This is a genomic window from Ramlibacter tataouinensis (assembly GCF_027941915.1).
GTDB lineage: Bacteria > Pseudomonadota > Gammaproteobacteria > Burkholderiales > Burkholderiaceae_C > Ramlibacter > Ramlibacter tataouinensis_C.
Map to the genome: position 1 here is coordinate 4135304 of NZ_CP116009.1, position 26949 is coordinate 4162252.

The window sequence follows — 26949 nt, forward strand, 5'->3', positions numbered from 1 at the left end:
AGCGCCCAGCACCAGCGGCAGGATCAGGCCAAGGAGGACGAACAACCCCATGCGCCCGCTCCGCAACCACAGCCTTCATGCTGCACCGCCGCGACGGGAGCCGCCGGGTTGCATTGTGCGACCACGTCCCGGGCGCAAGTCTCGCACTGGCCGCACTGGGTCGCCACGCCCAGCTCGAACTGGATGTCGTCGAAGCTCATCCCCGCGCGGGCATGGCGGGCGATCTCGCGGTCGGAGATACGGCGGCAGACACAGACGATCATGGCGGGGTACTGCGGAGGGGATGCTGGAAGGCGATGGGCAAATTTTAAATGCGAATCGATCGCATTTGCAATGACCCAGATCAATTTCCTTGATGGCGCCAAGGAGGCTGCGGCACCGCATGGCCGGACAAGGCCAAGTCGCGTGAAAGACTGGCCAGTGACGCCAGCCCGCACAGCGCCATGGCCGCTTCCAGCTCGTCGCGCAGCAGCCGGATGACGTGGGCCACCCCCATGGCACCGGCACTGGCCAGGCCCCAGACCAGCGGCCGGCCGATGAGCACGGCGCGGGCGCCGAGCGCCAGGGCCTTGAGCACATCGGTGCCGCGCCGGATGCCGCCGTCGACCAGCACCGGCACGGCGCCGCCGGCGGCCGCCACGATGGCTGGCAGGGCCGATGCCGTCGCGGGCGCGCCGTCCAGTGTCCGGCCGCCGTGGTTTGAGACGATCAGGCCGGCAGCCCCGGCCGCCACCGCGGCGCGGGCGTCGGCCGGGTGCAGCACGCCCTTGACCAGCACCGGCAGGCGCGTGGCGCCCAGCAGCCAGTCGAGGTCGGCCCAGCCGGGCGCCGTGGCCAGAAGCTCAGCCAGGCTTGCGGGGCCCGCCGCGGCCGGGAGGTTGGCCGCGATGACGCCCGGCGGCAACCGGAAGCCGGCGCGCCGCTCGCCATCGCGCACCCCGTTGACCGGCGCGTCCACCGTGAACACCAGCGCTTCGTAGCCGGCCGCCTCGGCCCGCTGCACCAGGTCCAGCGTCCGCCCGCGGTCGCGCTGGAAATACAGCTGGAACCACAACGGCCCGCGGCCCGCATCGCCGCACACGGCAGCGGCAACCGTCTCCAGCGACACGCTGGACAGCGTGCTGAGCGCGAAGCCGGCGCCCTGCGCGGCGGCGGCGATGGCGCTGGCCAGCTCGCCGTCGTCATCGAACAGGCGCTGGTAGGCCAGTGGCGCCAGCAGGACCGGATGGGCGAGGCGGCGGCCCAGCAGTTCCACCTGCGTGTGCAGGCCGGCGAGCGGCTGCAGCACGCGCGGCCACAGCCGCAGCCCGTCCCAGGCCGCTCGATTGGCGTCGGCGGTGTGGCCGTCGCCGGCCGCGCTGCCCAGGTAGGCCGCGGCATTCGGGTCGAGCCGCGCCAGCGCGCGGGTTCGGTGGTCGTCGAGGCTGACGACCTCCGGCGGCAGTGCCTGCGCCTTCACGTGGCCGCCCACATGCGCAGCAGGTTGTGGTACGTGCCCGTGAGCTGCACCAGCGCAGGGTCGTCGGCATCCCGCGAACGCAGCTGCAGCAGGGCCATGTCCATCTCGAACAGCAGCTGGCGCTGCTCGCCGCTGCGCACCATGCTCTCCACCCAGAAGAAGCTCGCGATGCGCGCGCCACGCACCACCGGCGTGACCTCGTGCAGTGTCGTGCCGGGATACAGCACCAGGTCGCCCGCCGGCAGCTTGAGGCGGCGCTCGCCCTGCGGCTCGCGGATCACCAGCTCGCCGCCCTCGTATTCGTCCGGCTCCGCGAGGAACAGCGTGCAGGACAGGTCGCTGCGCACCCACTGGGGCGGGTGCTGCGAACGCAGCACGGCGCCGTCGATGTGCTCGCCGTAGTGGTTGCTGTCACCGCCATAGCGGTTGAACAGCGGGTTGAAGATCTTGCGCGGCAGGGCCGCGGAGAAGAAGAGCGGATCGCGCTGCAGGGCCGCGAGCACCAGCTCGCGCAGCTGCGCCGCGGCGGCGCTGTCTTGCGCGAGCTGCTCGTTGTTCTTGCGCGCGACCGCCTGCGTGCCGGCGCTGCCGCGGCCGTCGATCCACGGTGCGTCGGGCCCGAGCAGGGCGCGCGCCTGCGCCACTTCGTCGGGCGCGAGGATCTTCTTCAGGTGCAGCAGCATGGGGAGCCTCAGAACATCGACTTGAGCGTCAGCTCCACCCGGCGCGGCGCGCCCGGCACGTAGAAACCCCGGTACAGCGAGTCGGCGTAGAGCCGGTCGGTCAGGTTGGTGACGTTCAGCTTGGCCGTCCAGCGATCGTTGATCAGGTACTCGGCCATGGCGTCCGCCGTAACGAAGCCGTCGGCGCGCACGGCGCGGTTGCCTTCCGGGTTCTGCGAACCGCGCCAGTTCAACCCCATGCCGAGCCGCAGGCGGGGGAGCACCCGGTAGCTGGTCCAGAGGCTGCCGCTGTGGCGCGGCGTCAGGCCGGGCCGGTCGCCGGCGACCTGCGGGCCGGTGCCGGCGGGGTTGGCTACCTGGTTGCTCTGGTCGATCGTCGCGTCGGGGATCCAGGTGTGGTTGAAGAACACCTCCCATTTCGGCGTGAGGCGGCCGGCCAGGTTGAACTCCATGCCGGCGGCGTGGCGCTTGCCGGAGAGCAGTTCCTGGGTGGCCGCGGTGTCCGGGTCGGTGTTGCGCTCGTTGTGCTTCTCGCTGTAGAAGAAGGCCACGCCCAGCAGCGCGCGTTGGTCGAACAGGTCCCACTTGCCGCCGACCTCGAAGTTGCGGCTCTTCTCGGGCGGCGTGTTGGCCGTGCGTTGCTGTCCCGCGTTGAAGTTGACCGCGAACTGATAGGCGTCGCCCGAGGTGTTGTACGAGGTGCCGTAGGAAACGTAGTAGCTGGCGCTGTCGTCCGGCTGGTACAGCACGCCGACGCGCGGACTCCACAGGTTGTCCGAGCGCTCGCCGGAGAGGGCTCCTTGCGCATCCCGGTAGGAAGCCGTGAAGCGGTCGAACCGCAGCCCTGCCAGCAGCTTGACCATCGGCGTCAGGGCGAAGGTGTCCTGGGCGTACAGGCCGATGTCGCGGGCATCGAAGGTGTTGAACGGCACCGGGCCCCGCGTGTCGGGGCGCACCGCACCGTCGTTGGGGGTGCCGATGGTGGTGGTCGGGGCGGCGGCGAGTCCGGTCGTGAAGCTGTTGTTGCGCCGCGCGTCGTCCTGGTAGATGTCGACGCCGGCGAGCAGCTGGTGCCGCCCGAACGTGCCCGAGTAGTCGCTGGTGAGCTGGGTCAGCTCGCTCTCGCCGATGCGCGCCTTGGGGTTGCGCCGCAGCACCGTGGCGTCGCTCAGGGTCGCCCGGGTGGTCGGCGTGGCGAATCCGATCGCGCTCGCCAGCAGGTCGCGCTCGTAGCGGCCATGGCGCAACTGCGTCCTCAGTTGTCCCTCGTGGTCGAAGCGGTACACGTGCGACAGGTTCAGGTAGGTCGCACTGGTGTTCAGGTGGTCGTTGGCCAGCCCGTAGTAGTTGCGTGCCGGCAGCACCTCGGTGATGCGGCCGTTGTCCAGGATCCAGGGGTGGTCGTAGAGCGGCCGACCCTCGATATCCAGGTGATAGAAGCCCACGGCGAACTCGTTGCGCGTGCCGATGCCCCAGCGGTAGGTGGGCGCGATGCCGGACTTGCGCTGCCGGGCGCCCCAGTTGTCGGCCTCGTGCGCCATCGCATTGAGGCGCAAGGCCGCGTTCTCGCCGGTGTGGAAGTTGAAGTCGCCGGTGAGGCGGTGCAGGCCGCCGCTGCCGGCGGTGTAGTCCACCTCGTGCTGGGTCATGAGGAAGGGCTGCTTGCTGACCTGGTTGACCACGCCGCCGGTGGAGCCCTTGCCGAACAGCATCGAAGCGGAGCCCTTGAGTACTTCCACCCGGTCCTCGTTGAACGTGTCGCGTTCATACAGCGCGCCGTCGCGCAGGCCGTCGCGGTAGATGTCGCCGGCCTGGCCCAGCGAGAAGCCGCGCAGGCGCACGTCCTCCTCGCCGGTCTCGCCGGCCTGGAAGGTGACGCCGGCCGTGCTCCTGAGCACCTCGCGGAAGTCGTCGAGGTTGCGGTCGTCCATCAGCCGCTCGGTCTGCACGGTCACCGATTGCGGGATGTCGCGCAGCTGCTGCGTGCCCTTGCCGATGGTGGTGGTGGTCGCGTGGATGGTGTCCTTGCCTGGCGCCGCGTCGGGTGAGTCGCGCACCACCATTTCACGCAGGGCGCGCGAGCCGTCCGCAGGCCCGCCCGGCGAGGCCTGGGCCAGGGCATTGCAGGACGCGGCCAGCAGCAGCGCGCCCAGGGGCAGCAGGGGAGTGGGTGCCGCAGCGGGAACGGCGGCGGGGGCCGGGCAGCAGGGCCAGGACAGGTTGGCGGATGACACCAGGAAAACCTCCAGCGAGAGCGGTCCCATGGGGGGACCGGGTCGATGACGAGGCTGGCTGGCGGAAAAGGCTGGCTGGCCGATGGATGGGGTACGGTCCCGCGGATTCTATGCGTAAATGCGAATCGATCGCATTAAGGGCGGAGCTCCCAGCGGGGCCTGGGGAAAAAAAACGGGCCCCGAAAGGGCCCGCGGGTCGGCGGCCGCGCCGCCTGCTAGGGGGGAAGAAAGCCGGGCCGAAGGTCCGTCAGCTCGCGTCCCCCATCTGCGACTGCAGGTAGTTCTGCAGCCCCACCTTGGACAGCAGTTCGATCTGCGTTTCCAGCCAGTCGATGTGCTCCTCGGTGTCTTGCAGGATGTCGGCCAGGATCTCGCGCGAGACGTAGTCCTGCGCGGCCTCGCAGGCGGCGATGCCCTGCTTGACTTCGGCCTGGGCGCCGCGCTCGCTGCGCAGGTCGCAGTCGAGGATCTCGGGCACGTCCTCGCCGACCAGCAGCTTGCCCAGGTCCTGCAGGTTGGGCAGGCCGTCGAGCATGAGGATGCGTTCGATCAGCCGATCGGCGTGCTTCATCTCGCCGATCGACTCCTCGTACTCCTTCTTGGCCAGCCGCTCGAACCCCCAGTGCTTGAGGATGCGGTAGTGCAGGAAGTACTGGTTGGTGGCGGTCAGCTCGTTCTTGAGCTGGGCCTGCAGATGCTGCAGGACTTGCGGGTTGCCTTGCATTGTTGTTCTCCGTGCGGGGCTGCGATGCGGGCATTCTCGCCCGAATCGCAGCCCGCGCGGATCACCCGCCGGGAAGTCCCGTCACGGCGGGCGGCGCGCGTGCTCAGGCCGGCACCGCCTCCTCGGCCGTTTGCGCTGCCGGCGTTGCATCGGCCGGCGCCGACGTGCGGATCAGGTGGTCGAACGCGCCCAGCGCCGCCTTGGCGCCATCGCCGGCCGCGATGATGATCTGCTTGAACGGCGTCGTCGTCGCATCGCCGGCGGCGAACACGCCCGGCACCGAGGTCTGGCCGCGCGCATCGACCACGATCTCGCCGTGCTTGGACAGTTCCACCGTGCCCTTGAGCCATTCGGTGTTGGGCACCAGGCCGATCTGCACGAACACGCCTTCCAGCTCGACGCGGTGCTCCTGGCCGGAGACCCGGTCCTTGTAGACCAGGCCATTGACCTTCTGGCCGTCGCCGGTCACCTCGGTGGTCTGCGCGTTGCGCAGCGTCGTCACGTTCGGCAGGCTGGCCAGCTTGCGCTGCAGCACCGCGTCGGCGCGCAACTGCTCACCGAACTCGATCAGTGTCACATGGCCGACGATGCCGGCCAGGTCGATCGCGGCCTCCACGCCGGAATTGCCGCCGCCGACCACCGCCACGCGCTTGCCCTTGAACAGCGGGCCATCGCAGTGCGGGCAGTAGGCCACGCCCTTGTTGCGGTACTGCTGCTCGCCGGGCACGCCCAGCTGGCGCCAGCGCGCCCCGGTGGTCAGGATCACGCTGCGGCCCCTGAGCGTCGCGCCGCTCTCCAGCTCCACCTCGATCAGGTCCTTGCCCGGCTTGAGCGCCTTGGCGCGCTGCAGGTTCATGATGTCCACGTCGTAGTGGCGCACGTGCTCTTCCAGGGCCAGCGCGAACTTCGGCCCTTCGGTCTCCTTGACCGACACGAAGTTCTCGATGCCCAGCGTGTCCAGCACCTGGCCGCCGAAGCGCTCGGAGGCAATGCCGGTGCGGATGCCCTTGCGCGCCGCGTACACGGCCGCCGCGGCACCGGCGGGTCCGCCGCCGACGATCAGCACGTCGAACGGGTCCTTGGCCGCGATCTTCTTGGCCTCGCGCTCGGCGGCGCCGGTATCGACCTTGGCCAGGATTTCCTCCAGGCTCATGCGGCCGGTGTCGAATAGGGTGCCATTCAGGAACACGGTCGGCACGCCCATGATCTGGCGCTGCTCGATCTCGTCCTGGAACAGGCTGCCCTCGATCATGGTGGCCTTGATGCGCGGGTTCTGCACCGCCATCAGGTTGAGCGCCTGCACCACGTCCGGGCAGTTGTGGCAGGTCAGCGAGACATAGACCTCGAATTCCAAGTCGGTGTCGATCGCCCGGATCTGCTCGAGCACGTCCTGCTCCACCTTGGGCGGGTAGCCGCCGACCTGCAGCAGGGCCAGCACCAGCGAAGTGAACTCGTGGCCCATCGGCAGGCCGGCAAAGCGCGGCCCGTGGCTTTCGCCGGGGCGGTTGATCGAGAACGAGGGCGTGCGGTGCGGGCCGTTCGACTGCACGCTCTCGCTGACGCGCACCAGCGGCGAGGCCTCGGCGATGTCGCGCAGCAGCGCCTGCATCTCCCCGGAGGCAGGCGTGTCGTCCAGCAGGGCGGTGATCTCCACCGGCTGGGTGATGCGTTGCAGGTAGGCGGCCAGTTGAGCCTTCAGGCTGGCGTCGAGCATGTTCGGAGTCCCTCTCTTGCTGGATGGTGAATGGAAAGAAAAAGGCCCGGGCGCAGGGCGCACCCGGGCCTTCAGCGTTGGCTGCAGCCGGCGGCGCTTAGATCTTGCCGACCAGGTCCAGCGACGGCTTGAGCGTCTCGGCGCCTTCGCTCCACTTGGCCGGGCAGACCTCGCCCGGGTGGGCGGCGATGTACTGGGCGGCCTTCAGGCGGCGCAGGGTCTCGGTGGCGACGCGGCCGATGCCGTTGTCATGCACCTCGATGGTCTTGATGCGGCCTTCCGGATCGATGATGAAGGTGCCGCGCAGCGCCAGGCCGGTGTCCTCGCCTTCGGTGATCAGCACGTCGAAGAAGCGGGCCAGCTGGTGGCTCGGGTCGCCGATCAGCGGGTACTGCACCTTCTTGATGGTGTCCGAGGTGTCGTGCCAGGCCTTGTGGGTGAAGTGGGTGTCGGTGGACACGCCATACACCTCTGCGCCCAGCTTCTGGAACTCGGCATAGTGGTCGGCCAGGTCGCCCAGCTCGGTCGGGCAGACGAACGTGAAGTCGGCCGGGTAGAACACCACCACCGACCACTTGCCCTTGAAGCTCTCGTCCGAAACCGGCACGAACTTGCCGTTGTGGTAGGCGGTCGCCTGGAAGGGGGTGATCTGGGTGTTGATGAGGGACATGCGGTTTCCTTCCTTTTAAGTCGAGGTTGCGATAGGTGTCAGAGCCGTAGTTTCGCCCCGTTGTTCCAATAAAGCCAATTTATTGATTCAATTCATGCCATTGGAAAGGTCTATTGGGTTGCCGCGCCAAGCCGCTGACGACGGCGTCAGTCGGGGCCACACTTGATTGGACGGCGGCTGTAACCGCCAAACTGCGCGATGAAGAACCTCCTGCGCGATCCCCGCTTTCGCTCGCGCAGCCTGGCCGAGGCCGTCGGCCGGGCCGGTTTCCGCAAGTGGTACGAACGGGAATTGCTCTCCAGCCATGCACACATGGTGCTGGCTTTTCTGAGTCTGGTTGCCGTGTTCGGTGCGCTGGAGGCGGCCCGCGAAGCCGCCCTCGGCGAACGGCTCGTCAACACCGTCTACGTGCTGCTGTCGGCGGCTATCGGGGCCTGGGCATTGCGCCGCTACTTCTTTCTACTGAGCCGCGCGGAGGACGTGGCCAACCAGGCCCAATGCGAAGGTTGCGGCGAATACGGCCGTTTCAAGGTGGTGGGCGGAAGCGAGGCCGAGGCGCAGGTCTGCTGCCACCGCTGCCACCACCGCTGGGTAATCAGCACGGTCGGCTGAGCCGGCTCAGTATTCCAGGCGCTCGGGCCGGATCTCCTGCAGGATGGTGGTTGCGATCTCCTCGATCGACTTGGTGGTGGTGGACAGCCAGCGAATGCCGGCGCGCCGCATCATCGCCTCGGCCTCGGCCACCTCCATCCGGCAGTTCTCCAGTGACGCATAGCGCGAATTCGGACGCCGCTCGTTGCGGATCTCGGACAGCCGCTCCGGCTGGATCGTCAGGCCGAACAGCTTGCGCCGGTTCGCCGCCAGCGCGGGCGGAAGCTGCTGGCGCTCGAAGTCGTCCGGGATCAGCGGGTAGTTGGCGGCCTTCAGGCCGTGCTGCATGGCGAGGTACAGCGAGGTCGGCGTCTTGCCGCTGCGGCTGACGCCCACCAGCACCACGTCGGCCTGTTCCAGGTCCCGCTGCATCTGGCCGTCGTCGTGCGCCAGGCTGTAGTTGATCGCCTCGATGCGGTCGTGGTAGGCCTGGCTCTTGCTGACGTCGGAAAAGCGCCCGACCCGGTGGTTGGACTTCATGCCCAGCTCGATCTCCAGCGGCCGCACGAAGGTGCCGAACATGTCCAGCAGCATGCCGCGGCAGCCCTCCTCGATGACCTGCAGGATCTCCACGTTGACCAGGGTGGTGAACACCAGCGGGCGGCGCCCTTCCAGCTCGGCGACGTGGTTGATCTGCCGCACCACCTGGTGCGCCTTGTCCACCGTGTCGATGAAGGGCAGGCGCACGTGCCGGGGCTTGAATTCGAACTGCGCCAGGATGGCGTTGCCGAAGGTCTCGGCGGTGATGCCGGTGCCGTCCGAGATGAAGAAGACGGTGCGCGTGTGCTGGGTGGACATCGGTACTTTCGGGCCGTGTGGCCGCCCCGGGGCAAGGGCGGGTGCCTACAATGGCCGGCAATTATCCGCCGCATGTCATGACGCGTTCAGGCCTCCTACAAGACCGACAAAGCCGACACGCCCGACACGGCCGCGCGCATCGCTGCAGCGCAGACCCGTTTTCAACTTCCGGAGTTTTTCCATGTCTGCACGCTTCAGCCCGGCCGCCCTGGTCGTGCCTTTCGAAAACCTGAGGATGAGCGACGTCGAGGTGGTCGGCGGCAAGAACGCCAGCCTCGGCGAGATGATCTCCCAGCTGCCCCAGGGGGTGCGCGTGCCCACCGGGTTTGCCACCACCGCCCACGCCTTCCGCGAGTTCCTCGCTTACGGCGCGCTCGGCGAGCGCATCAACGCGCGGCTGGACGACCTGGACACCGAGGACGTGCGGGCGCTGGCCGCCGCCGGCGCCGAGATCCGCGGCTGGGTCCTGCAGCAGCCGTTCCCGGCCGAGCTGGAGCAACAGATCCGCCAGCAGTTCGCGCGGTTGTCCGAGGGCAGCGCCGATGCCAGCTTCGCGGTGCGCTCCTCGGCCACGGCCGAGGACCTGCCGGACGCCTCCTTCGCGGGGCAGCAGGAGAGCTTCCTGAACGTGCACGGCATCGAGCACGTGCTGGACAAGATCAAGGAGGTGTTCGCCTCGCTCTACAACGACCGCGCGATCAGCTACCGCGTGCACAAGGGCTTTGCCCACGCCGACGTGGCGCTGTCGGCCGGTGTGCAGCGCATGGTGCGCAGCGACCTCGGCGCGGCCGGGGTGATGTTCACCATCGACACCGAATCGGGCTTTGCCGACGTGGTCTTCATCACCTCCAGCTACGGGCTGGGTGAGACGGTGGTGCAGGGCGCCGTCAACCCCGACGAGTTCTACGTCCACAAGCCGATGCTGCGCGAAGGCAAGCGGGCGGTGATCCGCCGCAACCTCGGCTCCAAGCTGATCCAGATGGTGTTCACCACGGCCGACGAAAAGGCGCGCGAGGGCAAGCTGGTCAAGACGGTGGACGTGCCGCTGGAGCAGCGCAACCGCTATTCGCTGACCGACGCCGAAGTCGAGCAACTGGCGCGCTATGCGCTGGTGATCGAGCAGCACTACGGCCGGCCGATGGACATCGAGTGGGGCAAGGACGGCGAGGACGGCCAGCTCTACATCCTGCAGGCGCGGCCCGAGACGGTGAAGAGCCAGCAGCAGGGCAAGACCGAGATCCGCTACAAGCTCAAGGGCAAGGGCAGCGTGCTGGCCGAGGGGCGCGCCATCGGCCAGAAGGTGGGCACCGGCCCGGTGCGGCTGGTGCACGGGCCGGCCGAGATGGATCGGGTGCAGGCCGGCGACGTGCTGGTGACCGACATGACCGATCCCAACTGGGAGCCGGTGATGAAGCGCGCCAGCGCCATCGTCACCAACCGGGGCGGGCGCACCTGCCACGCGGCCATCATCGCGCGCGAACTGGGCATCCCGGCCGTGGTGGGCTGCGGCGACGCCACCGAGATTCTGAGGGACGGCACGCTGGTCACCGTGAGCTGCGCCGAAGGCGACACCGGCCACATCTACGACGGCCTGCTCGAGACCGAGATCACCGAAGTGCAGCGCGGCGCCATGCCGCCGATCGCCACCAAGATCATGATGAACGTGGGCAACCCGCAGCTGGCGTTCGACTTCGCCCAGCTGCCCAACGAGGGCGTGGGGCTGGCGCGGCTGGAGTTCATCATCAACAACAACATCGGCGTGCACCCCAAGGCCATCCTCGACTACCCCAACGTCGATGCCGACCTGAAGAAGGCGGTGGAGTCGGTGGCGCGCGGCCACGCGTCGCCCCGGGCGTTCTACGTGGACAAGGTGGCCGAAGGCGTGGCCACCATCGCCGCGGCGTTCTGGCCCAAGCCGGTGATCGTGCGGCTGTCGGACTTCAAGAGCAACGAATACCGCAAGCTGATCGGCGGCAGCCGCTACGAGCCGGAGGAGGAGAACCCCATGCTGGGCTTCCGCGGGGCGGCACGCTACCTCAGCGGCGACTTCCAGGAAGCCTTCCGCATGGAGTGCGAGGCGCTGCGCCGGGTGCGCGAGGAGATGGGCCTGACCAACGTGCAGGTGATGGTGCCCTTCGTGCGCACCCTGGGCGAGGCGCGCGGCGTCACCGAGCTGCTGGCGCGCCAGGGGTTGAGCCGGGGCGAGAACGGCCTGCAGGTGATCATGATGTGCGAGATCCCGAGCAATGCCCTGCTGGCCGAGCAGTTCCTCGAGTTCTTCGACGGCTTCTCGATCGGCTCCAACGACCTGACCCAGCTCACCCTGGGCCTGGACCGCGATTCGGGCCTGGAGCTGCTGGCCGCCGAGTTCGATGAGCGCGATCCCGCCGTCAAGGCGCTGCTCTCGCGCGCCATTGCCGCCTGCCGCGAGCAGGGCAAGTACGTCGGCATCTGCGGCCAGGGGCCGAGCGACCACCCGGACTTCGCCCGCTGGCTGGCCGACGAGGGCATCGCCTCGATCTCGCTCAATCCGGACAGCGTAATCGCCACCTGGCAGCAACTGGCCGCGCGCTGAGGTCCACGTCGGCGAGACCAGGTAGCCCGGCAATGCGATGATGTGGCCCCGCGAGGAGGGCCGCACCGCATGGCTGAGAGGGACAGGGCCTATGAGCGCCGCCTGGCGCGCATCTTGGCCGGCTACGTGCTCGGGCTGTGTACCGTACTGCTGCTGCTGGCCTGGGCCGAGCAGCAGGGCCTGTCGCGGCAATGGCTCGGGCCCTTCCTGCTGTTCGCGACTGTGATGCTGTACGCCGGCATCGGCGTCTGGGGCCGCACCAGCGAGGCGCACGAGTACTACGTCGCCGGCCGCCGCATCCCGCCGATGTACAACGGCATGGCGGCGGCGGCCGATTGGATGAGCGCGGCCTCGTTCATCAGCCTGGCCGGTGGCTTGTACCTTCAGGGGTTCAGCGGCACGTCCGGCCAGCCTGGCGGCCTAGCCTATGTGCTCGGCTGGACGGGCGGCTTTTGCCTGGTGGCCTTGCTGGTGGCACCCTACCTGCGCGGGATGGGGCTGTACACACTGCCCGACTTCTTCCACCAGCGCTATGGCGGCGAGTGGCCGCGCCGGCTGGCGGCGCTGGGAGCCATCGCCTGCTCGTTCACCTACGTGGTGGCTCAGATCTACGGAATCGGGCTGATCGCATCGCGGTTGACCGGCGTGCAGTTCGAGATCGGTATCCTGCTCGGGCTGGGCGGAGTGCTGCTGTGCTCCTTCCTGGGCGGCATGCGCGCCGTCACCTGGACCCAGGTGGCGCAGTACGTCGTGCTGCTGCTGGCATTCTTGATCCCGGTGTCCTGGCTGGCCTGGAAGCAGGTTGGGAACCCGGTCGCGCCGCTGGTCTACGGCGGCCAGTTGCAACGCATCGGCGACATCGAGCAGCAACTGGTGGCTTCGCCGGCGGAGAAGGAGGTACAGGCCGAGTACCGGCGCCGCGCGCAGCAGTACCGCGAATGGCTGGCCGATGTCGAGGTCTCGTTGCAGCGCGAGCGCGAGGCGGCGCAGCAGCGCATCCGGCGACTAAAGGTTCAGGACGCCGATTCCGACCGCATCGTCGCAGCCTACCGGGAACTGGCGGCGCTGCCCCGGGATCCTGCGGCGGCTCGCGAGCTGTGGACGCGGGCCCTGCAGGAGGCCCTGGACCGCTCACGGCCGCTGACGGGACTGCAACCGCACGCCCGCCCCTTTGCGGGTGATCCGGACGGGACGCCGCAGCAGCAGGCCGCATTCGAGGCGTCGCGCCTCAATTTCCTCGCGCTGGTGTTCTGTCTGATGGCCGGCACGGCGGGGCTGCCGCACCTGCTCACCCGCTTCTACACCACGCCGGGCGTGGCCCAGGCACGCACCTCGGTGGCCTGGGCGCTGTTCTTCATCGCCTTGCTGTACCTGAGCGTGCCGGCGCTGGCAGTGCTGGTGAAGTTCGAGGTGATGCAGCACCTTGTGGGCAGCCGCTTCGACGCGCTGCCAGGATGGATCGTGCAGTGGGCACGGGTCGATCCGTCGCTGATTTCGGTGGCCGACGTCAACGGCGACGGGCTCGTCCAGTTCGGCGAGATCCGGCTCGGCGCCGACATCATCATGCTGGCCACGCCCGAGATCGGCGGGCTGCCCTACATCGTCTCGGGCTTGGTCGCTGCCGGCGGACTGGCGGCGGCGCTCTCCACGGCCGACGGACTGCTGCTGACCATCAGCAACGCCATGGTGCGCGACCTCTACAGCCATGACATCGCGCCGCAGATGACGCCGGAGCAGCGCGTCATCCTGTCCAAGTTCACGCTGCTCGCTGTCGCCCTGCTGGCCTCGTTGGTGGCTTCCCTCAAGCCGTCCGACATCCTGCCGCTGGTTGCCGCGTCGTTCTCGCTGGCCGCGTCGGTCTTCGTGCCGGCATTGGTGCTGGGGATCTTCTGGCCCGCCACGACGGGCATAGCGGCGGTCGCCGGAATGAGCGCGGGCTTTGGCGTGACCGTGTACTACATGATCGCCAATGCCGCGTCGGTGCGCGACGCGCTCGGCCTGGCGGGGCCGGGGCCGCAGTGGTTCGGAATCCTGCCTGTCTGCGCCGGAGTGTTCGGCGTCGGTCTCGGAACCGCCGTGATCGTCGTGGCCAGCCTGACGGCGCGGCGCCGCGCCCTGCCCGGCTGAGGCCCGCTCAGGCTCAGGCCGGTCGGTGTGCCTGCATGTCGGCCATGAAGGCGGCTGCCGCCTGCGCGCCCCGTGCCGTGCGGATCGCCAGCTCGGCCCGCTTGAGCACCGCCAGCAGGTCCTGCGCCGTGCGCGCGCGTTCGATGCGAAGGCACAGTTCGTCGGCGGTAGGCCCCAGCAGATCGGTGAGGCCGCGCACTGCGGCCCGCTGGGCCTCCGGCAGCGTGAGGATGCGCTCTGCAGACGCGGCGGTCGAGGGCGCCTGACCATTGCCGCCTGTTGGCGCCTGCGCTGCCTGCAGCGGTTCGATCATCCCGAGCTGGAGCAACTGCTCGAACAGTTGCTGCATCTCCGCCGGCGCGGCCGATAGCCTGGCCAGTTCATCGGCGCTTCGCTTGCCGTCGACCATGATCAGCAGCGAGCGCAGCCGCATGCTCAACGCCGGGTCTCGCGTGGCGAGCGCATCGGAGCCCCGCGCGGATTTCCGGTACACCGCAATCTTCTGGACCATGGGCCTACTCCAGTGACATGTCGGTCGCTGCAGGATAGCCCTGCAGAGCCAGCCGTGGCCCGAGCTCCGCAGCAGTCCACGACGAGCGGATGGGGATTTTCGGGAAATCCCTAGTGCGCCGGCAGACTCCTGTAAGGACACCGTAAGCGCACCTGAAAAGCATGGCGTTGCCCTTGAAGGAGGACGCGTTTGCTGCTGCTGGTCGAAACCCTCAAGCTGCTGGCCGAGATCGCCTTACTGTGTCTCGTCGGGCAAGGAGTGCTCGCAATCCTGGCTGGTGCGAAGCGCCAGCAGAACCTGTTCTATCAGCTGTTCCAGGTGTTGACCCGGCCGCTGCTGCGCGGCGCCCGCCTGGTATCGCCCCGAGTCGTGCTCGACCGCCATCTCCCGATCGTGGCCTTCCTGCTGCTGTCGTTCGTCTGGCTGGTCGCGACGATCACCAAGATCGACATCTGCGTGCGCATCGGAGTCCACCTATGCAAGACCTGATGCGGCGGCTTCGCTGGCGCGGGTTCAAGTGGCGTGCCATCGCGCTGCTGGCGCTCGGTCGCCGCGACGCGGCGCTGCAGGTGTTCCAGGACATGCTGGCCGAGTTTCCGGGTGACGCCTACCCCCTGGCCAGCATCGCCCACCTGCAGGGGCAGGGCGGCGCAACTGACGCCGCGCTCGCCACCATGGCCCGCTTGCTGAAGCTGCATCCCGGCGACGGTGCCCACTGGTTCAATCAGGGCTTCCTGCTGGAGGCTGCCGGCCGTTACGGGGAGGCGGAGACGGCCTTCCGCCGCGCTGTCGAATTGCGCCCCGCGCTCGACCGCGCCTGGTACGGCCTGGGACTTTGCCTGATTCGACTGGGCCGCCTCGACGAAGCCGTCGATGCGCTCAAGCGCAACACCCAATTGCAACCCATGAGCCCCTACGGCTGGTATCAGCTCGCACGGGTCCATGCGGATCGGCACGAAGCGGAGGAGGCCCGGCGGATCATCCGTCACCTGCAACGCTTCGAGCCCAAAGTGGCCGCTCAGCTGGTACGCGAGACGGGCCTGCTCGTCTCGTCCGCCAGCTGAGAGGGTACTTGAACCGGCCCGGTTGCAAGGCCGTCGGCGCGAGCCGGCGACCGGGCCGCAGGCGTTGACAATGCCAGGACCGGAGGGTCCGCAAGGAGACAAAAGCATGCAGCTCACAGAGCGACACAAGGAGTACTGGCGAAAGAACCTGAGAGTCACAGGTATCCTGCTGGTGATCTGGTTCGTGGTCACTTTCGTCGTCGGGTATTTCGCCCGCGACCTCAACTTCCAGTTCTTCGGCTGGCCGTTCAGCTTCTGGATGGGCGCCCAGGGCGCGCTCGTCGTGTACGTGGCCATCATCGGCTTCTATGCGCACTACATGAACAAGCTGGACCAGGAATACGGCGTGGCGGAGGAGGAATAAGCCATGGCAACGACCACCACAGCGGGCGCCAACGCCGCCTTCCGCAAGCAGCTCAACAAGGTCTATGGGTTCTACACGGGCGGCTTCATCGCCTTCGTGATCGTCCTGGCCATCCTCGAGCAGCTTGGTCTCAACCGCGACTGGATCGGCTTCATCTTCCTGCTGGCCACCATCGGGCTGTACGCCGGAATCGGCATCATGAGCCGCACCACCGACGCCGCCGAGTACTACGTGGCCGGCCGGCGCGTGCCGGCGGTCTACAACGGCATGGCCACGGGCGCCGACTGGATGTCGGCCGCCTCGTTCATCGGCATGGCCGGCACGCTGTACCTGACCGGCTACAGCGGCCTGGCGTTCATCATGGGGTGGACCGGCGGCTACTGCCTGGTGGCGCTGTTCCTGGCGCCCTACCTGCGCAAGTTCGGGCAGTTCACGATCCCCGACTTCCTTGGCGAGCGCTATGGCGGCAACCTGCCGCGCTTCCTGGGCATCTGCGCCGCCATCCTGTGCTCGTTCACCTACGTGGTGGCGCAGATCTACGGCGTGGGCATCATCACTTCCCGCCTGACCGGCGTGGCTTTCGAGCTGGGTATCTTCCTCGGCCTGGGCGGCATCCTGGTGTGCTCGTTCCTCGGCGGCATGCGTGCGGTCACATGGACCCAGGTGGCCCAGTACATCATCCTCATCATCGCCTACATGATTCCGGTGGTCTGGCTGTCCGTGAAGCAGACCAGCGTGCCGGTGCCGCAACTGGTCTACGGCTATCAGATGGAGAAGGTCACGGCGCTGGAGGAAAAGCTGATCAAGGACCCGAAGGAGCTGGAAGTCCGCAAGGTCTTCGCCGATGAGGCGAAGGCGCTGGACGGGAAGATCAAGGATCCGAAGACGGCACTTGCCGCGGACCGTGCCGCGGCGGAGAAGAAGGTGGCCGACCTCAAGGCCTCCAATGCGCTGACCAGCCAGCTGACCGCCGCAGAGAAGGAGCTTGCCGCCGTGCCCAAGGACGAGGCTGCAGCCGTCAAAGCCTGGACCGCCGCCAAGACCGCTGCCGAGGCGCGCGACAAGCCGCTGGCCGGCATGCCACGGCATGGCCAGATCTTCTCCGGCGATCCGAACGGCGATGCCAAGGCCAAGGAGACCTACGACACGTCGCGGCGCAACTTCCTCGCACTGATCTTCTGCCTGATGGTGGGAACCGCCGCGCTGCCGCACATCCTGATGCGCTACTACACCACGCCCAGCGTGAAGGAGGCGCGGCAGTCGGTCACCTGGTCGCTGTTCTTCATCTTCCTGCTGTACTTCACGGCGCCCGCGCTGGCGGTGCTGGTGAAGTACGAAATGTTCAGCGCGGTGGTGGGTGCGTCATTCAACGACCTGCCATACTGGATTTCTTCCTGGCACAAGGTCGATCCGAGTCTGCTCTCGGTGATGGACGTCAACAAGGACGGCATCCTGCAGCTGGGCGAGCTGAAGATCGGTGGCGACATCGTGGTGCTGGCCACGCCGGCCATCGGCGGGCTGCCCTACGTGATCTCCGGCCTGGTTGCGGCCGGCGGCTTGGCGGCGGCGCTATCCACTGCCGACGGCCTGCTGCTGACGATCGCCAACGCGCTCAGCCATGACCTGTATTACAAGATGATCGACCCTAACGCGCCGACGGCACGCCGGGTCATGATGTCCAAGATCCTGCTGCTGGTGGTGGCCCTCGCGGCAGCCGCGGTGGCGGCGCAGAAGCCGGCGGACATCCTGTTCCTGGTCTCGGCCGCGTTCTCGTTCGCGGCGGCGGCGTTCTTCCCGGCGCTGGTGCTCGGCATCTTCTGGAAGCGTGCCAACGGCATCGGCGCCACGCTGGGCATGGCCGCCGGCCTGGGCATCACGTTCTACTACATGGCCACGACGCAGCCCTGGCTGCGCGGCGTGTTCGGCGTCACCTCGCCGATCGAACTGTGGTGGGGCATCCAGCCGATCTCGGCGGGCATCTTCGGCGTGCCGCTGGGCTTTGCCGTGATCATCATTGTCAGCCTGCTGACGCCGGCCCCCGGTCAGAAGACCCAGGAGCTGGTCGAACACGTGCGCTACCCGAACCTGGCCTCGCCCCGCGCGGCCTGACGCGGCGCATGCCAGCCGAGCCCCGCGGCCAGACCGCGGGGCTTTTTTCTTGTGCCCGCGAAGGCGCCGCCCATAATCCTCGCATGACCGACCTTCATCCGACTGCGACGCTGACGCCGTCCGCCGGCTTGCTGTCGGTGCTGCGCAAGGAGCTGGCCGGCCATCCACCGTTCGCGCAGATGGCGCCGGCCGACATCGACTTCTTCGTCGCCCGCAGCGAGCAGCGCTATTACGCGCCGGGGGAGGCGGTGCAGGCGCCCGCGCTCGGCCCCGTGCAGTCGGTCTTCTTCATCCGCCAGGGTTCGGTGACCGGTCGCAAGGGCGTGGCCGAGCTCTCCGGCGGGGCCATCCACTACGAACCAGGTGACCTGTTCCCGCTGGCCGCGGCCGTGGCGCAGCGACCGGTGACGGCGACCTACGAATCGGCCGCCGACACCTTCGTGCTGGCGCTGCCGGTCGCCTCGATGCAGGAACTGGCCGAGCGCAGCGCACCCTTCGCCGATTTCCTCAACAGCCGCATCGGCCGCTACCTCGAGGTGTCGCGGCGGGCGATGCGCGACCTGCACGCGTCGGAGGTGCTGTCCGGGCAATCGCTGGAGACGGTGCTGGGCGAACTGGCCCGCCAGCCACTGGTGAGCTGCGCGTCCGGTGCCACGCTGCGCGAGGCGCTTTCCGAAATGGACCGGCGCCGCATCGGCTCGATCGTCGTGACCGGGCCCGATGGCGCCGCGGAAGGCATCCTGACGCGGCACGACGTGCTGGCCAAGGTGGCACTGGCCGAGGTGCCCCTGGACCAGCCGGTGTCGGCGGTGATGACCTCGCCCGTGCACACGCTGACGGTGGAGCACAACGCCGAGGACGCGGCACTGCTGATGTCTCGGCATGGCATTCGGCACGTGCCGGTGACACGCGCCGGGCAGGTGGTCGGCGTCGTGTCCGAGCGCGACCTCTTCGCGCTGCAGCGCCTGTCGCTCAAGCATGTCGGCACCTCGATCCGGCTGGCCGCCGATGTACCCGCGCTGCAGGACGCCGCCGCCGATGTGCGCCGCCTGGCCCGCAGCCTGCTGGGGCAGGGCGTGCAGGCGCGCCAGCTCACCGGGCTGATCAGCCACTTGAACGACCTGCTGACCCGCCGCATCCTGGAGATCAAGGCGGCGGCGCACGGCGTTTCGCTCGACCAGGCGTGCTGGCTGGCGCTGGGCTCGGAAGGCCGCAGCGAGCAGACCGTCGCGACCGACCAGGACAACGCGCTGATCCTGCCGGATGGCGCCGGCCCCGATCTGCGCCGACAGCTGGTTCGCTTCGCACTGGACGTGAACGCGACGCTGGACACCTGCGGCTATCCGCTGTGCCGCGGCGGGATCATGGCGGGCAGTCCGGCCTGCAGCCTGACGCTGGCTGAATGGCGCGAGCGGTTCTCGCACTGGATCGAGCACGGGTCGCCGCAGGACCTGCTGGACGCCAGCATCTTCTTCGACCTGCGCGGCCTGGCCGGCAACCTGTCGCTGGCGCAGCGGCTGCGCACCGAGGTGCTGGGCCGGGCCCAGGCCAATCCGCGCTTCCTCAAGCAACTGGCGCTCAACGCTCTCTCTCGCGAGCCGCCGCTCAACTGGCTGGGCGGCATCGAGACGAACGAAGTCGGCAGCATCGACCTGAAGCTGCAGGGCGCCGCGCTGTTCGTCGACGCCGCCCGCCTGTACAGCCTTGCGCACGGGCTCGACCTCACCGGCACCCGCGAGCGCCTGCAGGCGGTGGGCGAGCGCATCGGCCTGCCCGCGGCGGAAACCGGTGCCTGGATCGCAGGTTTCGAGTTCCTGCAGACGCTGCGCCTGCGCGTGCAACTGGGCGAGGCCGGGCCGGCAGCCGAGCCCAACCGGGTGCGGGTGCAGGACCTCCATGACATCGATCGCCGCATCCTCAAGGAAAGCCTGCGCATGGCGCGCCGGCTGCAACAGCGCATGCGGCTGGACTACGAGCGCTGAGGTGGGCTGGATTTCCGCATGGCGCGGCGCGCCGGCCGTGGACGAGCGCCGCTGGGTGGTGCTGGACGTGGAAGCCAGCGGGCTCGATGCGGCCCACGACCGCCTGCTGGCGATCGCCTCGGTGGCGGTGCGCGTCGACTGGGGTGCACGCGCGCTGGTCGTCGACCTGGGCGACAGCTTCGAGGCCGTGCTGCGCCAGGAACAGCCCTCCAGCCGCGACAACATCTTGCTGCACGGGATCGGCGTGGCACGGCAATCGGGCGGGCTGCCCATGGCGCAGGGGTTGCAGGCATTTGCCTCCCACGCAGGCCACTCGCCGCTGCTGGCCTTCCATGTCGCGTTCGACCGCACGCTGGTGCAGCGCCATGCCCAGGCGTCGCTGGGGCGGGCCCTTTCGCAGCCCTGGGTGGACATCGAGCACCTGTGCGGCGTCACTCACCCCGAGGTGCCGGCCCGCTCCCTGGATGAATGGATGGCGCACTTCGGTATCCGCTGCGCCGCACGCCACCAGGCCGCCGCGGACGCGCTGGCCGAATGCGAGTTGCTGCTGCGCGTCTGGCCCCGGGTGGCGGCCGAGTGCCGCTGCTGGCGCGACGTGCAGCGCCTGGCGCAGCGCCGCCGCTGGATCGCCCGCGGCTGAGGAGCGGAGGGCCGAGACCGCCCCTTGCTATAATGCCCGGCTTTGCCTTGCCACACTGCCACGACGCGGCGGGTGGCTCAACCACAAGGAGAGTCCATGCGTCACTACGAGATCGTGCTCTTGATCCACCCGGACCAGAGCGAGCAGGTTCCGGCCATGCTGGAGCGCTACAAGGGAATGATCACCGCCGGCAACGGCAAGATCCACCGCGTCGAGGACTGGGGCCGTCGCCAGCTGGCCTACCAGATCAACAAGCTCGGCAAGGCGCACTACCTGTGCATCAACATCGAGGCCGACCAGAACGTGATGGGCGAGCTCGAGCACGCCTTCCGCTTCAACGACGCCGTGCTGCGCCACCTGACGGTGCTGAAGAAGAAGGCCGACACCGGCCCCTCGGCGATGATGAAGACGGTCGAGCGCGAGGAAGCGCGCAAGGCCCAGCAGGCGGAGTTCCAGTCGTAAGGCGCGCGCCGTCGCGGACCGCCCGCCGGTGAACCACGTCGCCCTGAGCGCCTGCATCGCCGAAATCGGCGCCTTGCGCCACACCCCGGCGGGCCTGCCCGCCCTGGACCTGAGGCTCGAACACGAGTCGCAGGTGGTGGAAGCGGGGCAGCCGCGGCAGGTCAAGGCGGCGGTCCGGGCGGTGGCCCTTGGCAGCGTGGCGGAAGCGATCGCCCGCCAGCCGGTCGGCAGCCCCTGGGGCTTCACCGGTTTCCTGGCCACTCCGCGCAACGGCAAGCACCCCGTGCTCCACATCCAGTCGTTCGAATCCGTTTGAGAGAAAGAGGCACACCATGGCCACGTTCAAGAAATTCAACAAGGACAAGCGTCCCAAGCGCAACACCCAGTCGCTGCTGTTCAAGCGCAAGCGCTTCTGCCGCTTCACCGTCGCCGGCGTCGAGGAAATCGACTACAAGGACGTCGATACCCTGCGCGACTTCATCGGCGAGAACGGCAAGATCACCCCGGCGCGCCTGACCGGCACGCGCGCGATCTACCAGCGCCAGCTCAACACCGCCATCAAGCGCGCGCGCTTCCTGGCCCTGGTGCCGTACAGCGACCAGCACCGCATCTGAGGGAGCGACCAACATGCAAGTCATTCTTCTGGACAAGGTCGTCAACCTGGGCAGCCTGGGCGAGATCGTCAAGGTCAAGGACGGCTATGCCCGCAACTTCCTGATCCCGACGGGCCGCGCGCGCCGCGCCACCGAGGCGAACAAGGCCGAGTTCGAGGCCAAGCGGGCCGAACTGGAGAAGGCCGCCGCCGCCAAGCTGGCCGAGGCGCAGGCGCAGGGCGAGAAGCTCGCCGGCACCTCGCTGAAGCTGACGCAGAAGGCCGGCGTCGATGGCCGCCTGTTCGGCTCGGTCACCAACCATGACATCGCCGAGGAGCTCGAAAAGCAGGGCTACAAGGTGCACAAGTCGCAGGTGCGGATGCCCTCGGGCCCGATCAAGATGGTCGGCGAGTCCACCGTCCAGGTGGCTCTGCACACCGACGTGGTGGTGGAAATCATCGCGACGGTGTACGGCGAGACCGCGTAATCCGTTTCGCTCCAACAGGAACGAGGCTGCCTGCGTCAGCCTTGTCCCTCGATGACGCCGCCCTCCCGGGCGGCGTTCTTTTTGGGGACCGTGTTCGTCCACAGGTTTCAGGCCCCAATCCACAGCTTTTCCACCAGCTGTTCCCAGCGTTGTGCATGGACATCTCTCCAGTGCCCGATAGCATGATCAACCCCAGCCGAAAGCCTGCATGTCCGCTGTCCTGAGTCCCGCCGAGAACGATCCGTCGCGCGACCGGCAGGTCAGCCAGCTGCGGGTACCCCCGCATTCGGCCGAGGCCGAATCCAGCGTGCTGGGCGGCCTGCTGTTGGACAACGGGGCCTGGGATCGGGTCGGCGACCTGCTCACCGACGGCGACTTCTACCGCTACGAGCACCGGCTGATCTACGCGGCCATCGGCTCCCTGATCAACGCCACCAAGCCGGCCGACGTGGTGACGGTCTACGAGCAGCTGCAGGGCCTGGGCAAGGGCGAGGAGGTGGGCGGGCTGGCCTACCTGAACGCGCTGGCGCAGTACGTGCCCAGCGCCGGCAACATCCGCCGCTACGCCGAGATCGTGCGCGAGCGCGCCATCCTGCGCAAGCTGGTGTCGGCGTCCGACGAGATCGCCACCAGCGCCTTCAACCCGCAGGGCAAGCCGGTCGAGCAGATCCTCGACGAAGCCGAGCAGAAGATCTTCCACATCGGCGAGGAGGGCTCGCGGATGAAGCAGGGGTTCCAGGCCATGGAGAGCCTGGTGGTCCAGTTGCTGGACCGGGTCACCGAGATGGCCGACAACCCCAACGACATCACCGGCGTGCCCAGCGGTTTCCACGACCTGGACCGCATGACCTCCGGGCTGCAGGGCGGCGACCTGATCATCCTGGCGGCGCGGCCGTCCATGGGCAAGACCTCGCTGGCCATCAACATCGCCGAGCACGTGGCCCTGCACGAGGGCCTCCCGGTGGCGGTGTTCTCGATGGAAATGGGCGCAGCGCAGCTGGCGGTGCGTATCGTCGGCTCGATCGGGCGCATCGACCAGACCCACCTGCGCACCGGCCGCCTGACCGACGAGGAGTGGCCGCGGCTGACCGAGGCGATCGAGAAGCTGCGCAACGTCTCGCTGCACATCGACGAGACGCCCGGCCTCACCGTGAGCGAGCTGCGCGCCAACGCGCGCCGGCTGGTGCGCCAGTGCGGCGGCAAGCTGGGCCTGATCGTGGTCGACTACCTTCAGCTGATGAGCGTGTCCTCGGGCATGAGCGACGAGAACCGCGCCACCGCGGTCGGCGAAATCTCGCGCGGCCTGAAGGCGCTGGCCAAGGAACTGGGTTGTCCGGTGATCGCGCTGTCGCAGTTGTCGCGCGGGGTGGAGTCGCGCACCGACAAGCGGCCGATGATGAGCGACCTGCGCGAGTCGGGTGCGATCGAGCAGGACGCCGACGTGATCATGTTCATCTACCGCGACGACTACTACAACAAGGAGTCCAAGGAGCCCGGCGTCGCCGAAGTCATCATCAGCAAGCAGCGCAACGGCCCCACCGGCACCGTGAAGCTGGCCTTCGTCAAGCCGCTGACCAAGTTCGAGTCGCTCGCCAGCGGCACCGAGGACTTCTGATCGCCCTGCCTCAGTAGGCCCAGTAGGGACCGGCTCCGGCCGGCGTGGCGGCGCCGGCACGTGCCGTGAACACGGTGCGGCCGAAGAAGAACGGCAGGCCCCAGTCGAAGGTGTTCGCGAAACCGATGCTGCCTGCGATGTGCGCGGCCGCGGCATCGCTGCGGATCGCGGTGACGCTGTCCAGGATGAAGTCGATGCTGGCGCTGGTCAGGGGTGGGGCGGCCGCGGTGTTCACCGCCGTCAGGGACAGCGGGCTGCCGTCGGGGCAGTAGAAGTCGCCGCACTCGGTGAAGGCGTCGTTGAAGAAGTAGCCGTTCGAGCCGCTGTCGATGAAGCTGGCGTCATAGGCCACCCCCTTGTAGGTGGTGGTGAACACGTAGCCCAGGGTGGGCCTGAGGACGGGCCGATAGATGCCGGCCGAACCCAGCTGGTTGTTCGACTGCGTTCCGATGCCCAGGACGAGCCAGCCGGTGACGCTGGCGGCGCCGCCCGAGGGCACCGCCGGCAACGCGATCATCACGCCGTTGCCATTGGCCGCGAACGAGGCCGATGGGTTGGAGACCTGGGAGGCTGCGGCGAGGGCAATCGAATTGCAGGTGGCCCCGGCGCAGCGGAAGTAGGTTCCGTTCGACGCGTTGGTGGTGCATTCGGGGCAATCCTCCGTCGTGAAGCCGACGCCCAGGATGCCGTTGCCGCCGAGCGAGCTGCCGATGTCGGGCGCGCACTGGCCCAGCGGCTTCGGCGTGGCGGCGTCGTCGATGACCTGGATGGACACCCCGGCGGCCACTTCGCCGCCCATGCGCACGTCGGCCCGGCGGACCGCCCCCCAGGTGCGGCCACTCGCGAAGGCATGGCACTGGGCGACGTTCTGCAGGTTGTCGGTGACGGCCGGCAGCGCCAGTCCGCCCAGTGCCGAGCCGTTGATGCGCAGGCCCGATGACCCGGTATCGACCACGACGCGGTCCACATCGATGCAGGTTGCACTGCCCGGCAGGCAAACGCGAACCGTCACGAACGGCGTATTGATCAGGTTGGCCTGGCCGCTCTTCTCCACACGGATCTGGAGGACGTTGGCGCCGGCGATGGGTGCAGCGGCAACACTCGCGACGCCCGGTTCGGTGTCGCTGCGCAAGGCCGGCGCGTCGCCGCCGCCACCCCCGCCACAGCTGGCCACCACGAACGCTGCGCCGATCGCCGCCAGCCGGCGCAACAGCGCGCGCGCACGGCTCGAGTGCATGGCGGTCCTCATTGCAGCCCGCGGGTATCGAAACCCAGCGGCAGCCCGGCGGGCAGCCAGGCGTGCCCCTGGAAAGCGCCCATCCGGCCGCTGGAAACGATCACGAGCCCGGGCTGCCGCACGACCACGCTCGGGCTGCGGCCGACCGCCTTCGCGTGCTGCTCGAAGCTGGCGTAGTGGCGTCCCAGCAGCGCCTGCAGTTCGGGCAGGAACGGGCCGGCCCAGCCCACGGCGAAGACGATGCCCTGCGCATCGACGTATTCCGAGACGGTGGTCCCCGAGTCGAGCCGTTGCTGGACGCGCGTGTAGGCGGCTCCGGCCGGCGTGCGCAGCGTGGCGACCGTGACGCCCGGTGCGGGGCCACGAGGCGTGGCCGGGTCACCCAGCGCGGCCCAGCCGGTGCTGAACGCGGCCAGCAGGCTGGCGGCAAGCAGACGCTTCATGGGACCGGTGCTCCAGGCAGTGCGCAAGTCCCGAGCTTAGCGGCAGCCGGCGGCTTCGTGGGGCGCCGCTGGCCCGCCGCCGACGGCCCGATCGGGCTACAGCACTTCGCTGGCGAAATCGGCCAGGCGCGAGCGCTCGCCGCGCGCCAGCGTGATGTGGCCGCTGTGCGGCCAGCCCTTGAACTTGTCCACCACGAAGGTCAGGCCGGACGACCCTTCGGTCAGGTAGGGCGTGTCGATCTGTGCGAGGTTGCCCATGCAGATGATCTTGGTGCCGGGGCCGGCACGCGTGATCAGCGTCTTCATCTGCTTGGGCGTGAGGTTCTGCGCCTCGTCGATGATCAGCCACTTGTTGAGGAAGGTGCGGCCGCGCATGAAGTTCATGCTCTTGATCTTGATGCGGCTGCGGATCAGCTCGTTGGTGGCGGCGCGGCCCCATTCGCCGGCGCCGCTGTCGGTCTTGCCCAGCACTTCGAGGTTGTCGTCCAGCGCGCCCATCCAGGGGCCCATCTTTTCCTCTTCCGTGCCGGGCAGGAAGCCGATGTCCTCGCCCATGCTGACCGTGGCGCGGGTCATGATGATCTCGGTGTAGCGGCGGTCGTCCAGCACCTGTGTCAGGCCAGCGGCCAGCGCCATCAGCGTCTTGCCGGTCCCCGCCGTGCCGGTGAGGGTGACGAAGTCCACTTCCGGGTCCATCAGCAGGTTCATGGCGAAGTTCTGCTCGCGGTTGCGGGTGGTCACGCCCCAGACCGAGTTCTTCAGGTGACCGAAGTCCTTGAGCGTGCGCAGCACCGCGGTCTTGCCGCGGATCTCGGTCACCCGGGCGTACAGGCTGGGCTCGCCGGGCGCCTCGAAGTACACGAACTGGTTGATCATCAGACTGGGCACGATCGGCCCGGTGACGCGGTAGAAGGTGGTCTGGCCGCTCTGCCAGCTTTCCACCGTCTTGCCGTGGCGGGCCCAGAAGTCCGGCGGCAGGGCCAGCGCGCCGGCATACATCAGCTCCAGGTCGTCCAGCGTCTTGTCGTTGCGGTAGTCCTCCGTGGCCAGCCCGAGCGCGCGCGCCTTGACGCGCATGTTGATGTCCTTGGACACCAGCACCACGTCGCGCGGCGCGTACTGCTCGCGCAGGGCCTGCACCACGCCCAGGATCTGGTTGTCGGCCTTGCCCTGGGGCAGGCTGGGCGGCAGCTGGTTGGCCAGCGCCTGGGTCTGGAAGAACAGGCAACCGCCGGCCTCGCCGTGCCCCGTCGAGTTGAGCTTGAGACCGGCGCCGATGTCCGCGCCTTGCGCGCCGGCCAGCGCATCGAGCGACCGGCTGGCCTGGCGGGCGTTGCGCGCCACTTCGGTCGTACCCTTCTTGTGGCCGTCGAGCTCTTCCAGCACGACCATGGGCAGGAAGATGTCGTGCTCCTCGAAGCGGAACAGGCTCATCGGGTCGTGCATCAGCACGTTGGTGTCGAGCACGAACAGCTTGGCCGGGCCGGTAACCTTGGCTTTCCTGCGCGGCGCAGCCTCGGGCGCGGGCGTGGCGCGGCGGCGCGCTGCCGGCTTGTCCTTCTCCTGCACCGGCGTTTCGTCGAACAGCGCGGCCGGGTGCACGGGTTCGCGCTCCCCGCCGCCACGCGGGTCGAAGTCCTCGACGTGGAGCCGGTCAGCCAGGGGACTGTCGGCGGCGGGCGCCTCCGATTTGCGCGCGGCCTTGTGCGAGGACCGGGCCGGGGCGTCGTAGGCCTCGGGCGGGAGCAGGGCGGCGCGGCGGGTGGGAGCGGGGGGCAGCGGCATGGGTCAGCGGTTTCCCGGAAAA

Annotated in this window: 26 protein-coding genes; 14 read left to right on the top strand and 12 right to left on the bottom strand. The window is 68.5% G+C overall.

Annotated elements, in window-relative coordinates:
• Nucleotides 1-23: 23 nt before the first annotated feature.
• The 7 genes from PE066_RS19860 to ahpC form a co-directional block, all read right to left on the bottom strand.
• Nucleotides 24-263, bottom strand: a complete 240-nt coding sequence (locus PE066_RS19860) for a (2Fe-2S)-binding protein (RefSeq protein ID WP_271236626.1) — start codon at nt 261-263, stop codon at nt 24-26.
• 80 nt (nt 264-343) lie between these two features.
• Nucleotides 344-1471 (bottom strand): alpha-hydroxy acid oxidase, encoded by a 1128-nt coding sequence (locus PE066_RS19865; protein ID WP_271234244.1) that lies wholly within the window; start codon nt 1469-1471, stop codon nt 344-346.
• The gene (locus PE066_RS19870; protein ID WP_271234245.1) at nt 1456-2142 is read right to left on the bottom strand and encodes a Fe2+-dependent dioxygenase; all 687 of its coding nucleotides are present in this window, start codon (nt 2140-2142) and stop codon (nt 1456-1458) included. The genes PE066_RS19865 and PE066_RS19870 overlap by 16 nt, the downstream gene beginning before the upstream one ends.
• A gap of 8 nt (nt 2143-2150) precedes the next feature.
• A complete protein-coding gene (locus tag PE066_RS19875; protein ID WP_271234246.1) occupies nt 2151-4406 on the bottom strand; it encodes a TonB-dependent receptor in 2256 nt (751 codons plus the stop codon).
• Nucleotides 4407-4623: 217 nt separating this feature from the next.
• On the bottom strand, nt 4624-5100 hold the full coding sequence (bfr, locus tag PE066_RS19880; protein WP_271234247.1) for a bacterioferritin: 477 nt from the start codon (nt 5098-5100) through the stop codon (nt 4624-4626).
• A gap of 103 nt (nt 5101-5203) precedes the next feature.
• Entirely contained in the window at nt 5204-6814 is a 1611-nt protein-coding gene (gene ahpF, locus PE066_RS19885) for an alkyl hydroperoxide reductase subunit F (protein WP_271234248.1), read from the bottom strand.
• A gap of 97 nt (nt 6815-6911) precedes the next feature.
• A complete protein-coding gene (gene ahpC, locus PE066_RS19890; RefSeq protein ID WP_271234249.1) occupies nt 6912-7484 on the bottom strand; it encodes an alkyl hydroperoxide reductase subunit C in 573 nt (190 codons plus the stop codon).
• 198 nt (nt 7485-7682) lie between these two features.
• Here ahpC and PE066_RS19895 point away from each other — a divergent pair, with 198 nt between their 5' ends.
• Nucleotides 7683-8096, top strand: coding sequence for a hypothetical protein (locus tag PE066_RS19895; RefSeq protein WP_271234250.1), 414 nt, complete (start codon nt 7683-7685; stop codon nt 8094-8096).
• Between the two features lie 6 nt (nt 8097-8102).
• On the opposite strand, the gene ppsR is transcribed toward PE066_RS19895, so the two are convergent.
• The gene (ppsR, locus tag PE066_RS19900; protein ID WP_271234251.1) at nt 8103-8933 is read right to left on the bottom strand and encodes a posphoenolpyruvate synthetase regulatory kinase/phosphorylase PpsR; all 831 of its coding nucleotides are present in this window, start codon (nt 8931-8933) and stop codon (nt 8103-8105) included.
• Nucleotides 8934-9114: 181 nt separating this feature from the next.
• Between ppsR and ppsA the strand changes: the two genes are divergently transcribed.
• On the top strand, nt 9115-11508 hold the full coding sequence (gene ppsA, locus PE066_RS19905; protein WP_271234252.1) for a phosphoenolpyruvate synthase: 2394 nt from the start codon (nt 9115-9117) through the stop codon (nt 11506-11508).
• A 69-nt stretch (nt 11509-11577) separates the two neighbouring features.
• The gene (locus PE066_RS19910) at nt 11578-13635 is read left to right on the top strand and encodes a VC_2705 family sodium/solute symporter (RefSeq protein ID WP_271234253.1); all 2058 of its coding nucleotides are present in this window, start codon (nt 11578-11580) and stop codon (nt 13633-13635) included.
• Between the two features lie 13 nt (nt 13636-13648).
• Here PE066_RS19910 and PE066_RS19915 read toward each other — a convergent pair whose 3' ends face one another.
• Nucleotides 13649-14146, bottom strand: a complete 498-nt coding sequence (locus PE066_RS19915) for a hypothetical protein (protein WP_271234254.1) — start codon at nt 14144-14146, stop codon at nt 13649-13651.
• A 189-nt stretch (nt 14147-14335) separates the two neighbouring features.
• Here PE066_RS19915 and PE066_RS19920 point away from each other — a divergent pair, with 189 nt between their 5' ends.
• The 11 genes from PE066_RS19920 to dnaB all read left to right on the top strand — a co-directional run bounded on the left by PE066_RS19920 (nt 14336) and on the right by dnaB (nt 23462).
• Nucleotides 14336-14635, top strand: a complete 300-nt coding sequence (locus PE066_RS19920) for a hypothetical protein (protein ID WP_271234255.1) — start codon at nt 14336-14338, stop codon at nt 14633-14635.
• Complete coding sequence (locus PE066_RS19925; protein WP_271234256.1) at nt 14623-15210, top strand: tetratricopeptide repeat protein; 588 nt, start codon at nt 14623-14625, stop codon at nt 15208-15210. Before PE066_RS19920 ends, PE066_RS19925 begins: the two co-directional genes overlap by 13 nt.
• 106 nt (nt 15211-15316) lie before the next feature.
• Nucleotides 15317-15574: a DUF4212 domain-containing protein gene (locus tag PE066_RS19930; protein ID WP_271234257.1), complete on the top strand. Its 258-nt coding sequence runs from the start codon at nt 15317-15319 to the stop codon at nt 15572-15574.
• Nucleotides 15575-15577: 3 nt separating this feature from the next.
• The gene (locus tag PE066_RS19935; protein ID WP_271234258.1) at nt 15578-17683 is read left to right on the top strand and encodes a sodium:solute symporter family protein; all 2106 of its coding nucleotides are present in this window, start codon (nt 15578-15580) and stop codon (nt 17681-17683) included.
• An 83-nt stretch (nt 17684-17766) separates the two neighbouring features.
• Nucleotides 17767-19665 (top strand): DUF294 nucleotidyltransferase-like domain-containing protein, encoded by a 1899-nt coding sequence (locus tag PE066_RS19940; RefSeq protein ID WP_271234259.1) that lies wholly within the window; start codon nt 17767-17769, stop codon nt 19663-19665.
• Nucleotide 19666: 1 nt separating this feature from the next.
• Nucleotides 19667-20305, top strand: a complete 639-nt coding sequence (locus PE066_RS19945) for a 3'-5' exonuclease (RefSeq protein WP_271234260.1) — start codon at nt 19667-19669, stop codon at nt 20303-20305.
• A gap of 96 nt (nt 20306-20401) precedes the next feature.
• Entirely contained in the window at nt 20402-20767 is a 366-nt protein-coding gene (gene rpsF / locus PE066_RS19950) for a 30S ribosomal protein S6 (protein WP_271234261.1), read from the top strand.
• Between the two features lie 28 nt (nt 20768-20795).
• Nucleotides 20796-21083 (top strand): primosomal replication protein N, encoded by a 288-nt coding sequence (gene priB / locus PE066_RS19955; RefSeq protein ID WP_271234262.1) that lies wholly within the window; start codon nt 20796-20798, stop codon nt 21081-21083.
• A gap of 16 nt (nt 21084-21099) precedes the next feature.
• Nucleotides 21100-21381, top strand: a complete 282-nt coding sequence (gene rpsR / locus PE066_RS19960; protein WP_271234263.1) for a 30S ribosomal protein S18 — start codon at nt 21100-21102, stop codon at nt 21379-21381.
• Between the two features lie 13 nt (nt 21382-21394).
• Nucleotides 21395-21847 carry a 50S ribosomal protein L9 gene (gene rplI / locus PE066_RS19965; RefSeq protein WP_271234264.1) on the top strand — a complete coding sequence of 151 codons (453 nt, stop codon included), beginning with the start codon at nt 21395-21397 and terminating at the stop codon, nt 21845-21847.
• 208 nt (nt 21848-22055) lie between these two features.
• The gene (gene dnaB, locus PE066_RS19970; RefSeq protein ID WP_271234265.1) at nt 22056-23462 is read left to right on the top strand and encodes a replicative DNA helicase; all 1407 of its coding nucleotides are present in this window, start codon (nt 22056-22058) and stop codon (nt 23460-23462) included.
• Nucleotides 23463-23472: 10 nt separating this feature from the next.
• Here dnaB and PE066_RS19975 read toward each other — a convergent pair whose 3' ends face one another.
• The 3 genes from PE066_RS19975 to PE066_RS19985 form a co-directional block, all read right to left on the bottom strand.
• Nucleotides 23473-24699, bottom strand: a complete 1227-nt coding sequence (locus tag PE066_RS19975; RefSeq protein WP_271234266.1) for a DUF3443 family protein — start codon at nt 24697-24699, stop codon at nt 23473-23475.
• 8 nt (nt 24700-24707) lie between these two features.
• Nucleotides 24708-25142: a DUF2844 domain-containing protein gene (locus tag PE066_RS19980; protein WP_271234267.1), complete on the bottom strand. Its 435-nt coding sequence runs from the start codon at nt 25140-25142 to the stop codon at nt 24708-24710.
• A gap of 96 nt (nt 25143-25238) precedes the next feature.
• Nucleotides 25239-26927, bottom strand: coding sequence for a PhoH family protein (locus PE066_RS19985; RefSeq protein WP_271234268.1), 1689 nt, complete (start codon nt 26925-26927; stop codon nt 25239-25241).
• Between the last annotated feature and the right edge of the window lie 22 nt (nt 26928-26949).

Coding starts and splice junctions, on each gene's coding strand:
- PE066_RS19915 (WP_271234254.1), bottom strand. CDS start 14,146: ATGGTCCAGAAGATTGCGGTGTACCGGAAATCCGCGCGGGGCTCCGAT.
- dnaB (WP_271234265.1), top strand. CDS start 22,056: ATGTCCGCTGTCCTGAGTCCCGCCGAGAACGATCCGTCGCGCGACCGG.
- PE066_RS19935 (WP_271234258.1), top strand. CDS start 15,578: ATGGCAACGACCACCACAGCGGGCGCCAACGCCGCCTTCCGCAAGCAG.
- PE066_RS19895 (WP_271234250.1), top strand. CDS start 7,683: ATGAAGAACCTCCTGCGCGATCCCCGCTTTCGCTCGCGCAGCCTGGCC.
- rplI (WP_271234264.1), top strand. CDS start 21,395: ATGCAAGTCATTCTTCTGGACAAGGTCGTCAACCTGGGCAGCCTGGGC.
- ppsR (WP_271234251.1), bottom strand. CDS start 8,933: ATGTCCACCCAGCACACGCGCACCGTCTTCTTCATCTCGGACGGCACC.
- PE066_RS19910 (WP_271234253.1), top strand. CDS start 11,578: ATGGCTGAGAGGGACAGGGCCTATGAGCGCCGCCTGGCGCGCATCTTG.
- rpsF (WP_271234261.1), top strand. CDS start 20,402: ATGCGTCACTACGAGATCGTGCTCTTGATCCACCCGGACCAGAGCGAG.
- PE066_RS19930 (WP_271234257.1), top strand. CDS start 15,317: ATGCAGCTCACAGAGCGACACAAGGAGTACTGGCGAAAGAACCTGAGA.
- ppsA (WP_271234252.1), top strand. CDS start 9,115: ATGTCTGCACGCTTCAGCCCGGCCGCCCTGGTCGTGCCTTTCGAAAAC.
- bfr (WP_271234247.1), bottom strand. CDS start 5,100: ATGCAAGGCAACCCGCAAGTCCTGCAGCATCTGCAGGCCCAGCTCAAG.
- PE066_RS19940 (WP_271234259.1), top strand. CDS start 17,767: ATGACCGACCTTCATCCGACTGCGACGCTGACGCCGTCCGCCGGCTTG.
- PE066_RS19980 (WP_271234267.1), bottom strand. CDS start 25,142: ATGAAGCGTCTGCTTGCCGCCAGCCTGCTGGCCGCGTTCAGCACCGGC.
- PE066_RS19975 (WP_271234266.1), bottom strand. CDS start 24,699: ATGCACTCGAGCCGTGCGCGCGCGCTGTTGCGCCGGCTGGCGGCGATC.
- PE066_RS19870 (WP_271234245.1), bottom strand. CDS start 2,142: ATGCTGCTGCACCTGAAGAAGATCCTCGCGCCCGACGAAGTGGCGCAG.
- PE066_RS19925 (WP_271234256.1), top strand. CDS start 14,623: ATGCAAGACCTGATGCGGCGGCTTCGCTGGCGCGGGTTCAAGTGGCGT.
- ahpC (WP_271234249.1), bottom strand. CDS start 7,484: ATGTCCCTCATCAACACCCAGATCACCCCCTTCCAGGCGACCGCCTAC.
- rpsR (WP_271234263.1), top strand. CDS start 21,100: ATGGCCACGTTCAAGAAATTCAACAAGGACAAGCGTCCCAAGCGCAAC.
- ahpF (WP_271234248.1), bottom strand. CDS start 6,814: ATGCTCGACGCCAGCCTGAAGGCTCAACTGGCCGCCTACCTGCAACGC.
- PE066_RS19985 (WP_271234268.1), bottom strand. CDS start 26,927: ATGCCGCTGCCCCCCGCTCCCACCCGCCGCGCCGCCCTGCTCCCGCCC.
- PE066_RS19875 (WP_271234246.1), bottom strand. CDS start 4,406: ATGGGACCGCTCTCGCTGGAGGTTTTCCTGGTGTCATCCGCCAACCTG.
- PE066_RS19860 (WP_271236626.1), bottom strand. CDS start 263: ATGATCGTCTGTGTCTGCCGCCGTATCTCCGACCGCGAGATCGCCCGC.